The 14094-nt window shown below is 73.7% G+C and carries 9 protein-coding genes; 4 read left to right on the top strand and 5 right to left on the bottom strand.

Annotated elements, in window-relative coordinates; genetic code table 11:
• Positions 1–39 precede the first annotated feature (39 nt).
• The gene (locus OHT74_RS09300) at positions 40–552 is read left to right on the top strand and encodes a GNAT family N-acetyltransferase (protein ID WP_328619995.1); all 513 of its coding nucleotides are present in this window, start codon (positions 40–42) and stop codon (positions 550–552) included.
• Here OHT74_RS09300 and OHT74_RS09295 read toward each other — a convergent pair.
• A complete protein-coding gene (locus OHT74_RS09295; protein WP_266662502.1) occupies positions 542–1852 on the bottom strand; it encodes a M14 family zinc carboxypeptidase in 1311 nt (436 codons plus the stop codon). The genes OHT74_RS09300 and OHT74_RS09295 overlap by 11 nt on opposite strands.
• A gap of 227 nt (positions 1853–2079) precedes the next feature.
• Positions 2080–4395, bottom strand: a complete 2316-nt coding sequence (gene treY / locus OHT74_RS09290) for a malto-oligosyltrehalose synthase (RefSeq protein WP_328619994.1) — start codon at positions 4393–4395, stop codon at positions 2080–2082.
• A gap of 82 nt (positions 4396–4477) precedes the next feature.
• Here treY and OHT74_RS09285 point away from each other — a divergent pair, with 82 nt between their 5' ends.
• Positions 4478–5833: an MFS transporter gene (locus OHT74_RS09285; RefSeq protein WP_328619993.1), complete on the top strand. Its 1356-nt coding sequence runs from the start codon at positions 4478–4480 to the stop codon at positions 5831–5833.
• Here OHT74_RS09285 and glgX read toward each other — a convergent pair.
• Complete coding sequence (gene glgX, locus OHT74_RS09280) at positions 5818–7932, bottom strand: glycogen debranching protein GlgX (RefSeq protein WP_328619992.1); 2115 nt, start codon at positions 7930–7932, stop codon at positions 5818–5820. The two genes, OHT74_RS09285 and glgX, sit on opposite strands and share 16 nt — an antisense overlap.
• Before the next feature lie 295 nt (positions 7933–8227).
• Between glgX and OHT74_RS09275 the strand changes: the two genes are divergently transcribed.
• Positions 8228–9538, top strand: a complete 1311-nt coding sequence (locus OHT74_RS09275; protein ID WP_328619991.1) for an SAV2148 family HEPN domain-containing protein — start codon at positions 8228–8230, stop codon at positions 9536–9538.
• Positions 9539–9637: 99 nt separating this feature from the next.
• On the top strand, positions 9638–10366 hold the full coding sequence (locus OHT74_RS09270) for a 3'-5' exonuclease (RefSeq protein WP_266672592.1): 729 nt from the start codon (positions 9638–9640) through the stop codon (positions 10364–10366).
• A gap of 58 nt (positions 10367–10424) precedes the next feature.
• Here OHT74_RS09270 and OHT74_RS09265 read toward each other — a convergent pair whose 3' ends face one another.
• Positions 10425–11957, bottom strand: a complete 1533-nt coding sequence (locus OHT74_RS09265) for a hypothetical protein (protein WP_328619990.1) — start codon at positions 11955–11957, stop codon at positions 10425–10427.
• Positions 11954–14041, bottom strand: coding sequence for a hypothetical protein (locus OHT74_RS09260; RefSeq protein ID WP_328619989.1), 2088 nt, complete (start codon positions 14039–14041; stop codon positions 11954–11956). The genes OHT74_RS09265 and OHT74_RS09260 overlap by 4 nt, the downstream gene beginning before the upstream one ends.
• Positions 14042–14094: the final 53 nt, after the last annotated feature.

The following is a 14094-nucleotide window of genomic DNA, read 5'->3' as shown; positions in this document are numbered from 1 at the left end:
CCCGGCTCCGGGATCTTGCCTGGGCCGATGATGGGGTCCATGGAACACGGAGACCAGAAGGACCCGAAGGAACACCCGCCCGTCGTGCGCCCCGCGCGCCCCGAGGACCTGCCCCGCCTCGTCGAACTCGTCCACGAGCACGTCGCCTACGAGAAGTCCGCGCCCCGGCCCGCGGACCTGGCCGACCGGCTCGGGCCGCAGCTGTTCGCCGAGGGCGCCCGCCTGTGGGTGCTGCTGGCCGAGGCGCCGGACGGCTCGGTCGCCGGATATGCCGCCTGCTCCGCCGAGTTCGCGTTCTGGGACGCCCGGCACTACCTCCACATGGACTGCCTCTACCTTGCCGAGGAGGCCCGCGGGCACGGCCTCGGCGCCGCCCTGATGGACGGCGTGGCAGGCCTCGCCCGCGAGCTCGGCCTCGACCAGGTCCAGTGGCAGACCCCGGACTGGAACGAGGGCGCGATCCGCTTCTACGACCGGCTCGGCGCCACGGGCGCGCCCAAGCGCCGGTACACCCTGTCCGTACCCGCCGCGGCGGCAGCCTCTACGCATTGACCGTCCCGGCCGCCACGAGCCGTTCGTAGGCCGCCAGGACGGTACGGGTCTGGTGCTCGACCTGGTTGGCCACCGGGACCCGGCGCGCCTGGAACCGGGCGGCGAACTCCTCGCACCAGCCGGTGACGAGCCGGTCCAGCCCGGGAGCCGCCGGGTGGCCCTGGGCCCGGAGCACCCGCAGCAGCATCGCGGCGGCGCGCAGCGACAGGCGCCGCCCGAAGGCGTCGATGCTGCCGATGGAGGCCGCCGTGGCCTCGGTGGGGGCCCCGGGGCCGGTCCACTCCACGGTGATCCGGGGGATCAGGGCGAGCGTCCAGTCGACGGCGCGCAGCAGCGCGGCCGCATCGGGGTCCCCGCCGGAGCCCGAGCCGGGGCCCCCGCCGGGCTCCGAGGCCCCAGGTACCCGGTCCCGTACGCGGGCCACGAGCGCGGCGTCGGCGGTGAGCCGCCCCGCCAGGAGCCGCAGGGCGCCGCGCGGGTCCGGATGCGGGGCGGGGTCGTCCACCAGGTCCGAGGCCCACATGGGGACTTCGACGATGGCGGTGGTCCCGGCGTACCGGTGGGCGTGGTACCAGGTGCTGAGCCGGGTGTCCTCCGGGTGGAACGCCCCGGCGGGGTCGGCCCCGGGCTGCGGCATCACGAAGATCCCGGGCCCGGGGGAGGGCCAGCCGGTCGCGTCCGAGGCCCCGGTCTCCACCGGGATCCGCAGCTCGGCCGCCGATTTGGCGAACGGCTCCGCGAGGCCCGGTATGTCCCGGGTCAGCTGAACCCAGGACCCGCCGAGGTCGGTGCCGTGGAGCGAGACCTGGAGGACGGGCCGCAGCTCGTCGATGAGGGCCGTCAGGGCCAGGGTCTCGGGCGGCAGCCGGTCCGGAGGCAGTAAAGACGGCGCCCACTCGGGCTGTTCCGGACCGGGAGGCCGGAAGAAGTTCCGGTGGTAGTCGAGCAGGGAGTACGGGCGGGGCGTGCGGTGCAGGGCCGCCCCGTCGGGGTCGGCGCACAGCAGGAAGTGCCAGCCCCGCCCGGCGCGGATCGCCGGTTCGTGGAGGACGCGCCGGGCCAGCGCGAGCGCGGTGGCACCGCCGACGGGCTCGTTGGCGTGGGCTCCGGCGACGACGAGCACGCCCGCGCGCTGCGGGCGGCCGCTCGGCTCGACGGAGAGCAGCCACAGGGGCCGGCCGCCCCGGGAGGTGCCGGCCTGGCGGAGCCGGGCCGGGCCGGGGTGCTCGTCCGCCAGCGCGCGGGCGGCCAGCGCGAGCTCGGACGGTGTGGGGTAGCACATGTCACGGAGGAGGGTCACGTCTGATGCAATGCCCGCCGCGCACGCCCCCTACTGCTCCGCACGCCCCACACTTCCCGGAAACCCCTGGCCAACGCCTTCCCGGACATCCCCGCGCGCACCCCGCACGGTGGCCCTTACGCCCCCGCCGGGGAGCCGCTCGGCGACTTCCGGCCGGGCCCCGGTCCGTACGTCGATCCCGCGCCTCCCTGGTCCCGCTGACCGGCGCGGCCGAGGCCTTCGCCGGGCTACTCGTCTCCCAGGCCGCCGTCGCGCACTAGGACGGAGACCGGGCGGGCCGAGAGCAGGTCCGACAGTCGCACCTCGCCCTCGTACGAGGCCCCCCGGTCCAGGAGCGCCGTCCACCGTCCCGGCGGGAGGGCCAGGGCCGTGTCCCGCCAGCCGCCGGCCGCGGCCAGCCGGTACGAGAGCCGGGTGGCCGCCGCGACCAGCCCGGCCGGGCGGGCGAAGGCCAGGCAGTGCTCCGCCGCCGGGCCCCGGGCGGCGAGGGGGGCGTAGCCGGTGAACAGCTCGGGCCGGTCCCGGCGGAGCCGCAGCAGGGCGGCCGTCAGCGCGAGCTTCTCCTCCGCCTGCCCCTGCGGTACGGCTCCCGCGTCCAGCCGGGCCAGGGCCTCGCGGGGGAACCGGGCCGGGCGCCGATTGTCGGGGTCGACCAGGGCCCGGTACTCCGTCTCGGCGCCCTGGTAGACCTCCGGGACCCCGGGCATCGCCAGGTGCAGCAACGCCATGCCGAGCAGGTTCGCCCGGGCCGCCCCGGCCAGCCCCGCCGGCTCCGCGGGCTCCTCCGGATCCGGGAGGTATCCCGCCACGGAGGCTTCGTACGCCGGGTCCTGGTCGGTCCAGCTGGTGTGCAGGGCCGCCTCGCGGACGGCCTTGAGGAGTGCCTGTACGAGGCGCTCGGCGCGCTCCGGGGCCTCCCCGAGGCCGAGCGCCGTCTGCCGGGCCACCCAGGCCAGTTGGGGATCGGCACCGGCGGGCCGGCCCATGAGCTCGGGAGCCTGGGAGAGTGCGGAGATGCGGGCCCGGACGTCCGCGCTGCGCTTGGTGTCGTGCGTGGACAGCACCGTCCCGGAGCCCGGCCAGTCCCGGTCGAGCGCGGCGCAGTACGCGTGGAACTCGGCGGGCGAGACCGCCGGTTGCCCGGGGTCCCCGCCGACCTCGGTGGCCGACAGCAGCGGGGCGTGGCGGTAGAAGGCCCGGTCCTCCAGCGACTTGGCCCGCAGGGCCGCCGAGGTCTGGGCGAAGCGCGCCGCGAAGGCGGGATCGCCCAGTACGAGGTCCCGTACGCCGGCCACCGCGCCCGGACCGGCCGGCGCGGCGGCCTCCGCCAGGGCCTGCGGGTCGAGCTCGGGCTCGCCGGGGTACGGCCGGTAGACCGGATAGGCGATCAGCAACTCCCGTACCCCGGCCGCGAGTTCCGGACCGGCGGCGCGCTCCAGGGCCGCCAGCTCGGCGGCCAGGTCGCCGGTCAGCACCTCCCGCGCACACGCCCGGGCCGTCTGCTCCCAGTCCGGCGTCCCGGTGAACTCCACGTACTGCCGGGCCAGTTCCGGGGCGCCCGCCGGGTCGGTGAACACCCCGTCCACCCGGCGGAGCGCGTCGTACCCGGTGGTCCCCGCCACCGGCCAGCCGGGCGGCAGCCGCTCCTGCCGGGCCAGGATCTTCTCCACCACCACCCAGCAGTCCCCGCCCACGGCCGCCCGCAGCCGCCGCAGGTACCCCTCCGGATCCGCCAGGCCGTCCACGTGGTCGATCCGCAGTCCCCCGGCCACCCCGTCCCGCACCAGCTCCAGCACTTTGGCATGCGTCGCCGCGAACACCTCCGGGTCCTCCACCCGGACCCCGATCAGCTCCGAGATGGTGAAGAACCGCCGGTAGTTGAGGCCCGTCCGGGCCTCCCGCCACCAGGCCGGCCGGTACCACTGCGCGGCCAGCAGCTCCGGCGCGGCCAGCCCCGCCGTGCCCTCCCGCAGCGGGAACTCCAGCCCCCCGTGGCGCAGCACCCCGCCGTCCCGGTCGACCGTGAACGCGCCGGGCTCGGGCGGCTCCGGGAGCACCGGCAGCAGCACCTGGCCGCCGCCCGCCTCCCAGTCGATGTCGAACCAGCGCGCGTACGGCGACCGCGGCCCCTCCCGCAGCACCTCCCACAGGGGCCGGTTCAGCCGCAGCGGGGACGGGACCGCCATGTGGTTCGGCACGATGTCCAGCACCAGGCCGATCCCGTGCCCCCGGGCGGCCGCGGCCAGCGCCCGCAGCCCCGGCTCGCCGCCGAGCTCGGCCCGCACCACGGAGTGGTCGGTGACGTCGTACCCGTGCGCCGAGCCGGGGACCGCCTCCAGCACCGGCGAGAGGTGCAGGTGCGACACGCCGAGCGAGGCGAGGTACGGTACGGCTGCCTCGGCCGCCGCGAAGGGGAACTCCGGTCGCAGTTGAAGGCGGTACGTCGACGACGGGACCGCAGCTGACGGAGCAGCGGGCGACTCCGGAGTGACGGCTGTCAGAACATTGGATTCCGTTTGGCTGCGCGGGTGCGGCTGGCTCATGAGTTCGTACGTACCCACCTTCCAGGATTCCGTGCCATGACCCAATGCATCCGGGTGACTGCGCCGCGTTAGGGTCGATCAAGTGGCCGGAACCGTCAACACCTACCGAAGAGTCATCGCCCTCACCGGGCCCCTACTCCCGCTCCTCTCCTTCCTCGCGCGGCTCCCCGTTGCGATGTCCCAGTTCGGGAGCGTGCTGCTGGTCGCCGAGACCAGCGGCTCCCTCGCCACCGCCGGCATCGTCGGCGGCATCCTCTCCGCCGGACAGGTGGTCTTCGGGCCCGTCCTGGGCCGGCTCGCCGACCGGTACGGGCAGCGGCCCGTGGTCCTGACCGCCGCCGCGGTCAACGCGGTCGCCACCGGCGCCCTGGTCGCCGGGGCCCTCGGGGGCCTCGCCACCGCCCCGCTCGCCGCGATCGGCGCCGTCACCGGAGCCTCCGTACCGCTGATCGGACCACTCGCCCGGACCCGCTCCGTGGCCCTCGCCCACCGCGCCGAGGCCGACGAGGGCGTGGTGGGCGCCGTCCACTCGCTCGAAGGCACCCTCGACGAGGTCTCCTTCGTCTTCGGACCGGCCCTCGTCGGACTCGCCGCGCTCGCCCTGCACCCCGCGATCGCCCTCGGCGGGGCCGCCGCCCTCGTCGCCGTTTTCGGCACCGCCTTCGCCCTGCACCCGACCGCCGCCGTCACGGCCGGGGCGGGAGCGAAAGCGCACACCCCGCGGGGGCGGGGCATCCACACCGGTGCCGCCGATGCCCCAGCCGGCGTCGAGCGCCGCAGCCGGCACCCGCGTGTCGTGTACGCCGTACGGGGCTCCCTGCTGCTCCAGGGCGCCATGTTCGGCGCGTGCCAGGCCGGAATCGCCGCCCTCACCGCTCGTCTGGGCGTCCCCGGCCAGGCCGGCATCGTCTACGCCGCCATGGGCGTCGTCAGTGCCGCCGTGGGCCTCGCCCTCGGGGCGCTGCCCGCCCGGATCGGGCTGCGGCTGCGCTGGCGGGCGGCCACCGCCGCCGCGCTCGTGCTCTCCGTACCGCTGCTCTTCACCGACACCCTGTGGCCGCTGTACGCGGTCGTCACCGTGCTCGGGGCCGCCTACGCCCCCCACCTGATCACCGCGTTCGCGCTGACCGAGCGGGTCGTGGAGCCGGCCCGGCTCGCCGAGGCCACGGCCTTCGCCGCCAGCTCGCTCGTGGCCGGGCAGGCCGCCGCGCTCGCCGCCTCCGGACGGCTCGCCGAGTCCTACGGGCCCGCCGGGGCCTTCGCCGTGGCCGTCGGGGCGGCCGCACTGTCCCTGCTCCTCGCGCTGGTCACCCGGGTGCCGGCCGCCCGGACGCACCCCGCCGCGCCGAAGGCCTTCATTCCGGCGCAGCAGACGGCCTCCCCGAACGTGACCGGGAGCCCGTCGGGCCCGTCCGGTTCCTCCTACGCCGGGCGCTGAAGCACCACCAGACACCGCCCTGTCAGCGCCACCCGGTCCCCGGCCGCATACTGCGGTCCGGTACCGGGTGGCAGTACGTCCGGCCGCGCCGTGTCCACGACCAGCCGCCACTGCGCCCCGTGCCCGGCCGGGACGGTGAACTCCTGCGGATCGGCGCCCGCGTTGAACATCAGCAGGAACGAGTCGTCCGTGATCCGCTCCCCGCGCGAGCCTGGCTCGGAGATCGCCTCCCCGTTGAGGAACACCGTCAGCGAGCGTGCGTGCTGCGCCTGCCAGTCGCGGGCCCGCATCGGCTCCCCGTGCGGGGTGAACCAGGCGATGTCGGAGAGCTCGTCATTGGTCCCCTCCACCGGCTGGCCGTGGAAGAACCGGCGCCGCCGGAACACCGGGTGGTCGCGCCGCAGCCACACCATCCGCCGGGTGAACTCCAGCAGGGAGGGCGCCGGCTTGCCCGGCTCGGGCCAGTTGACCCACGACAGCTCGTTGTCCTGGCAGTAGGCGTTGTTGTTGCCGCCCTGCGAGCGCGCGAACTCGTCGCCGTGGCTGAGCATCGGCACGCCCTGCGAGAGCATCAGGGTGGCCGTGAAGTTGCGCATCTGGCGCTCGCGCAGCTCCTGGATCTCCGGGTCCTCCGTCGGCCCCTCGGCCCCGCAGTTCCAGGACCGGTTGTGGGTCTCCCCGTCCCGATTGCCCTCGCGGTTCGCCTCGTTGTGCTTCTCGTCGTACGAGACGAGGTCGTTCAGGGTGAAACCGTCGTGGCAGGTGGTGAAGTTGATGGACGCCAGCGGGCGGCGGCCGTCGTCCTGGTAGAGGTCCGAGGAGCCGGTCAGCCGCCCCGCGAACTCCGCGAGCGTCCGCGGCTGCCCGCGCCACAAGTCCCGCACGGTGTCCCGGTACTTGCCGTTCCACTCGGTCCACAGCGGTGGGAAGTTCCCCACCTGGTAGCCGCCCTCGCCCAGGTCCCAGGGCTCCGCGATCAGCTTCACCTGGCTGACCACCGGATCCTGCTGGACCAGGTCGAAGAACGAGGACAGCCGGTCCACCTCGTGGAACTGCCGGGCGAGCGTCGCGGCGAGGTCGAAGCGGAACCCGTCCACATGCATCTCGGTGACCCAGTACCGCAGCGAGTCCATGATCAGCTGGAGCACGTGCGGGGAGCGCATGAGCAGCGAGTTCCCCGTCCCGGTCGTGTCCATGTAGTGCCGGGGATCGTCCGCGAGGCGGTAGTACGAAGCGTTGTCGAGCCCCCGGAAGGACAGCGTCGGGCCCAGGTGGTTGCCCTCGGCGGTGTGGTTGTAGACCACGTCGAGGATCACCTCGATCCCGGCCTCGTGCAGGGCCCGCACCGCCGACTTGAACTCCAGCACCTGCTGGCCACGGTCACCCGAGGCGTAGCCGTTGTGCGGGGCGAAGAAGCCGATCGTGTTGTAGCCCCAGTAGTTGCTCAGCCCGTCGTCGACCAGCCGGTGGTCGTTCACGTACTGGTGCACCGGCATCAGCTCCAGCGCCGTCACCCCGAGCTTGCTGAGGTGCCCGATGACCGCCGGGTGCGCGAGGGCCCCGTACGTGCCGCGCAGCTCCTCGGGCAGATCGGGGTGACGCATGGTCAGCCCCTTGACGTGCGCCTCGTACAGCACGGTGTGGTGGTACTCGTGGCGCGGCGGGCGGTCGTTCGCCCAGTCGAAGTACGGATTGACCACGACCGAACTCATCGTGTGCGGAGCCGAGTCGAGGTCGTTGCGCGAATCCGGCCGGCCGAAGTGGTAGCCGTACACCTCCTCGCCCCAGTCGACGCTGCCCGCGACGGCCCGTGCGTACGGGTCCAGCAGCAGCTTGGCCGCGTTGCAGCGCTGCCCGCGTTCGGGCTCGTACGGGCCGTGCACGCGGAAGCCGTAGCGCTGCCCCGGCATCACCCCGGGCAGGTAGGCGTGGCGTACGAAGGCATCGGTCTCGCGCAGTTCGACGGCGGTCTCCGAGCCGTCCTCGTGGAGCAGGCACAGTTCGATGCGTCGGGCGGCCTCTGAGTAGACCGCGAAATTGGTGCCGGCGCCGTCGTACGTGGCGCCGAGCGGATACGCCTGTCCCGGCCAGACCTGCATGGATACGACTCTTCCCCTCGTTCCCCCGGCTGTCGGGCTGATGGTTCGGGCTGATCCGGCGTGGACCACGTCCCTGCAGATCTTCCCCGAAAGTGGGCCCGCACGCGGGGACTTGGGATGCTCCTCCCGGGTGACCCGGAGAGCTGATATGCGGGTCAGCGGACTATGCGGGCATCGGATAATGGGTCAACAGACCACCGGTGTAAGGGCCATCGGGCTGCATCGGGCGCCGCGCTCGGAGTACCCTTCCGTGATCACTGGAGACGGGCGTCCAGACGCAGAAGGCGGTGCACGGGTGAGCTCGGGAGGTCTGGAGCTGCCCCCTGGTGACAGCGGTCACGAGGGCGGCCCGGCGGACGCCCCAGGAGGTGCACCCGGTGGTGCGCCCGGCGGGGTGTCGGGCGGCGTGTCGGGCGGCGTTCCCACGGGGGTGCCGGCCGGGGCGGTGTCGCTGGCCCCGACGGCGGCCGGGAGCGTGCGGGCCGGGGCCGAGCTGGACTGGGGCGCGGACGCGTGGAGCGAGGTCCGGACCCGGGCGCAGCGCGCCGGGCGGGCGTACATCTGGCTGAACCTGATCGAGCAGCGGCTGCGCGCCGTCGTCGGCGCGGTGCTGCGGCCGATCTACGAGCCCGTGCACGGCGGGGACGACTGGGTGGTCGCGGCCGCCGGACCCGCCGGCCAGGAGTGGGTACAGCGGGCGGTCGCGGTCCGCGAGGTCAGCCGGCGCAAGGGCTACCTGCTGGACCCGGCCGACGACAACGTACTGAGCTTCCTGACGCTCCCGCAGCTGCGGGAGCTCATGGTCCAGCACTGGCCGTGCTTCGAGCCGTACTTCGACGACCGGCGGGAGATCGAGCTCGCGCTCGACGAGCTGGAGGTCACCCGCAACGTGGTCTCCCGCAACCGGGCGCTGTCGCGGGCGGTGCTGGAGCAGGCGGAGCGCGCCTCGGCCCGGCTGCTGGAGGTGCTGGGCGGCGGCGCGGGCTCCCCGGCGGCGGACCGGCTGCCGATCGACGCCGTCGAGGACCTGGTGGGCGACCGGTACGCGGACGTCATCTCGGTCCACCCGGACCGGGTACGGCTGCAGCGCCAGCTTCCGGCGGAGGACCTGTTCGGCGGGGCGCGGCGGCTCGACGCCATCGGCATAGGGCTCAACCTGCTGGTGCAGAACTTCTCGGGCCGAAGACTCGTGCGCCTCACGGAGGCCGGCTGCCGGGTCCGGCTGCTGTTCCTGAACCCTGCCAGCAGCGCCGTGAAGCGGCGCGAGCGGGAGCTCGGTCTGCGCAAGGGCGAGCTGAGCCGCTCGGTGGAGATGAACATCCTGCACGTGCGCCGGGTGCGGGCGGGGCTGCGGGATCCCTCGCGGTTCGAGATCCACGTCTTCGACGAGACGCCCCGTTTCACCGCCTACCTGGTGGAGGGGGAGTCCTCGGGCATCGCCGTCGTGCAGTCGTACCTGCGCCGGGCGCGCGGCATGGAGGCGCCGGTGCTGGTGCTGCGGGGCGGCGGAGCCCGCGGTTCCTCGCGTGACGCGGAGCAGGGGCTGTTCCCGACGTACCGGGAGGAATTCGAGTCGATCTGGCAGGACTCCCGCCCGGTGTCGTGACTGTCAGTGCCCCGTGGCAGGCTGAAAGTCGTTGACCGAAGGTGTACGGGGTGCACGGGGAGTACGGGGGAGGGGCACGGGGTGGAGAACTGGCGCGGCATGGGGGACTGGCACGGCGGTGTGCTGATCGGATTCGACCTGGAGACGACCGGCACGGAGCCGGGGGAGTCGCGGATCGTGACGGCGGCGGTGGTCGAGGTGCGGGCAGGCGAGGTGCGCGAACGGCGCGGCTGGCTCGCGGACCCGGGGATACCGATCCCCGACGGCGCCTCGGCGATCCACGGGATCAGCACGGAGCGCGCGGTGGCGGAGGGCCGCCCGGTGCGGGAGGTCGCCGACGAGGTCGCGCAGGCGCTGGTCGAGCACTGGCGGCGGGGCGCGGTGGTCGTCGCGTACAACGCGGCCTTCGACCTGACCCTGCTGACGGCCGAATTGGCCCGGCACGGGCTGCCCTCGCTGGCCGACCGGCTGGGCGGGGAGCAGCAGACCGGGCCGGTGGTGGACCCGCTGACCATCGACCGGGCCGTGGACCGCTACCGGCGCGGCAAGCGGACCCTGGAGGCGGTGTGCGGGGTGTACGGGGTGACCCTGGACGCCGCGCACGACGCGGGCGCGGACGCGCTGGCCGCGGTGCAGGTGGCCCGCGCGATAGCCGCCCGCCACCCGGAGGTGGCGGCGCTCACCCCGGCCGACCTGCACACCCGCCAGGGCGGCTGGCACGAGCGCTGGGCCCGCGACTTCCAGTCGTACCTGCGCCGGCAGGGCACCCCGGACGCGGTGATCGACACGGCGTGGCCGCTGCGGAGCCTGCTGCCGGCGTCGGCCTGAGGGCCGCGGCCGGCTTCGGTCCTCCGCTCGTACGCGCCGGACGGGCGAGCCACCGGTTTCAGTTGGGGATGGAGCAGTTGGCGTCGGGGGCCCGGCCGGCGGGCCACGCGATGCCGTCGAAGTCGGCGGTCTTCTTCACCGGGTTGAGGTGGACGATGGAGACGGTCTTGTTGTACGGGTTGCCATATTTGTCGAGGCAGATCCAGCCGCTGGCACCCTCGACCCGGTTGTTGCCGTGCAGCCGCAGCCAGCCGGCGGTGACGTCGGAGAGAGAGGGCATCTTCACGTCGCCCACCGCGTTGTTGCGGATGCCCGCGACGGCGGTGGTGACCGCGTCGTAGGTGATGATGACGCGGCCGTCGGAGAGGTCGACGGACCCCATCGAGTCCGGCTCCTTGGTTCCGAGCTTCTGGGCCAGGTCGGTCAGCTCCTTCAGCGCCGCCTTGGAGCCGCCGGTCGCCGCGGTGCTGTCGTCCCCCCAGGCGCCGGGGTGGGCCAGGGCCGCGTAACGCACGGTGATGCCCGCGCCCTTGGTCAGGGCGTCCCACTGGTCGGCGAACTTTTCGTCGACCGTCAGGGTGGAGGCGTGCGAGCCGCTGATGACGGTGTAGGGCTTGTTGCAGGTCCGGTCGCCCAGCTCGACGAGGAACTGACGCAGTTGCACCGGGCGGCCGGCGAAGTAGACGGTCTTTGCCGCGGAGGTGCAGATGTCCGGCACCATCTGGTGGAAGTCGTTGGCGAGGTTGCCCTCGTCGTTGAAGTCGGGCGGCGACCGGAAGGTCTCAGGGGCGTTGGGCGCTCCCTTGGCGAGTTTCTGGAAGGTCTGGCGCAGGCTGGTCAGGTAGTTGTCGCCCTCGCGGACGTCCTCGACCACCAGCGTCTCTTCGGGCTTGATGTCCGCCCCGTACGAGGCGAGGGCGTCGGCCTGGTCGGTGTTGCCGGGGGCTACCCGGGCCAGGCCCGGGTAGCGGTACTCGTCAGCCTCGGTGTTCTTGATGTCGTCCGCGGTCATGGGGCCGGCGACGACCGGGATCCCCTTCTCCTTGGTGAGGTAGCGGACGGCCTCCTCGGTCTCGGTGATGCTGATGTTGATGCCGGCGACGGCCCGCAGATTCTGCTTCTTGTCGGACGCGGCCTGCGCCAGCTGGTCGGCGACGGTGCGCCACTCCTTGTAGCCCCTGCCTGGGTTGGCGAGCACCAGCCGGATGGGCGGCTGTTTGTTGTTGGCCTGGTGGTTGGCGCGGTACTGGGCCAGATAGGCGCCCTGTACCTGCTCGACGTACTCCCGCCGCTCGGCGGGGGCGTCGGAGATCATGGGGATCATCAGGGCGACGGTGGCGGGGGACTTGCCGGCGACGCTGTCGTTCTCCGCCTTGATCCGCTCGGTGACCTGCTTCAGGGACGGGGCGAAGACGAAGCTGCCGTCGGTGACGCCGACGCACTCGTGCTTGGGGCCGTGCTTGGCCACGCCGGGGGCGCAGTCCTCGGCGAACCAGTAGTCGTAGCCGACGTAGCCGCCGGTTCCCAGGACGATGGCGACGGCGGCGGTCAGCAGGGCGCGGTTCAACGGTCCGGCGGGCCAGAGTGTCATGTGCGGGGCTCTCCGTAGGTCGGCAGGTCGGGTGCCTGGAGCCAGCGGTTCAGGAGCTGCGGCCACTCCTCGTAGGCCTGGTAGAAGACCTTCTGGGGGCCGACGGGGCTGTTCTGGGCCAGGGTGAGCAGCTGCAGCCTGATGCTGTTGATCTTCTGCTGGTCGGGGTGTGCGAGCGGGTGCGATTGCAGCCACAGGTTGAGAACGAGGAGCTCCACGGCCTGGCGCACGGGGTCGCCCCCGGCTGTGCGCGGGTCCGTGGCCGGTTCGGCGGCGTTGCCCGGCGGGTGCGGCGCGGCGCAGACCAGGTTGAGAGCGGCGAGCCACCCGGGCGCGTCCTGACGGGCCAGGCGTCTGAGCAGGGCGCGGACGACGAGGTCGGTGCCGCCGATCGCGAGCGAGTGGTGCAGGTAGCGGGCATCGTGCGGCTCGGCCGCGTCCGTGGGGTACAGGATGCGCAGGCGCTCGTGGCTGCCGGTCCACTCCTCGGCCTCGACTGCCCGTCCCGTGCGGGTTCGCAGGTCGTGCACGAGCAGGGCGCGCAGGGTGGGATGACCGACGAAGGGCCCGTCCGTACCCGGCCAGGGGCGATGGTCCCAGCACTCCTGCCGCAACAGGCTCCTGGTCCCCGCCACGGGCACGACGGCGGCCCCCTCCACGGGCTCCCCGCCAGGGTGACGGGGTGCGTAGCCGGCGTTCAGCACGTGGGCGGCCGCGTCGTCGAGGGCCGGGGTGTAGTAGGCGAGTCGCTCCCTCGTCTCCCCGTCGGGGGTCAGGAGCCGCAGCAGCCGTTCGTACACTGGCAGCGTCGGCCCGTCCTCGGGCGCCGGCAGCTCGATCGGCAGGTCGAGCAGCGCGCCGTGCTCGACGGGTTCATGGAGGCGGATCCTCCGCTGGGCGGCCTGCACCAAGGCGTCGGCGACCCCGGCGCGTCCGGCGCTGAGCCGGTGGATCACGTGGGCGGTGCCGGGCTCCGGCCGGTCCGCGCCGAACATCTCCGCGACCTCGTCGAGGTCGAGCTGTGCCAGCGGCAGCCTCAGCACCCAGCCGGCCGCCGTCTGCGGCCGGTCCTGCCGCCAGAACGGGCCCGCTGCACTCCTGGTCGACGGGGCCGTGTCGTCGGAGCCGGGCACGGCCGGCTCCTCCGCGAGGGCCGTCGCGACGATGCCGGGACGCGTCCGGGCGGGCTCGTCGTGCCAGACGCGGGTCAGCGTGTCCAGGACCGCCCGGCCGAGCGGGGTGTGGACGTTGTCGAGGAGCAGCAGGGGGCGTGGCACCCGGTTCTTCAGGCGCAGCCAGGTGTAGTGGTCGGCGATGTCCTCCAAGAGGGCGGCCACCAGGTGGTGTTCGGCGCGCCGCCGGTCGCCCCCGTCGCCGCGGAACCGCATGGCGAGATCGGTCAGCTGGGAGTGCCCGTCGCCCTGTGGGCCGACCCGCCGCTCGGCCCACCAGCTCAGGCCGTGCTTGTTGGCGCGCGGGCCGAACAGTTCGGTGGTGACGATGTCGGTGAGTGGCGCCACCAACTCGCCCACCCCGGGGCCCAGCCCCGCCGCGGCGGCCGGGGTGACCTGCCTGATCCAGCCGGCCACACGCTGGTTGCGTTCCTGGAGGTCGGGCTGGCTCTCCCGGAGCAGTCCCGCGAGCCGGCGGCGGGCGGCCGGCAGCTCGGCGGGCTGGACGACCACGGACTGCCAGCTGGTGATCGCGAGCAGCCCCTGGGTGAGCCGCGGGAAGGACAGCTTCCCGCCGAACTCGGCCGGCTTCTGGCTCAGCCCGTCCATCAGGTAGAAGAGCAGGTCCGAGGTGCCCGAGGCGTTGGCCGTGGTTTCGTCGGCCACGGAGGCCAGCCCCGGCCGGCCGAAGTCCGCTGCCCCGAGGTCGGCGTACGCCTGAGGTAAGCGCTGCGCGTACCGGTCCGACAGGTCCTTCAGAAGCGCGGTCTTGCCGGTGAGCCGCCCGCCGCCGCACTCGATCAGCAGCGGGCTCCCACCCGGTATCCGCAGCCGGGCGGCGCCCCGCGACTGGAGCCCCACCAGTGAAGGCACGACGGCATCGAGCAGTGCCGTCCGTCCGTACAACGTCACGTGACCCCCCCCGTCATGCGGCTCGACCACCACCGCGATGGATGGAGAGTAAG

The organism is Streptomyces sp. NBC_00354, assembly GCF_036106915.1.
Classification (GTDB): Bacteria; Actinomycetota; Actinomycetes; order Streptomycetales; family Streptomycetaceae; genus Streptomyces.
Note: the sequence above shows the minus strand (reverse complement) of the source record. Positions and strands in the feature narration are given on the sequence as shown.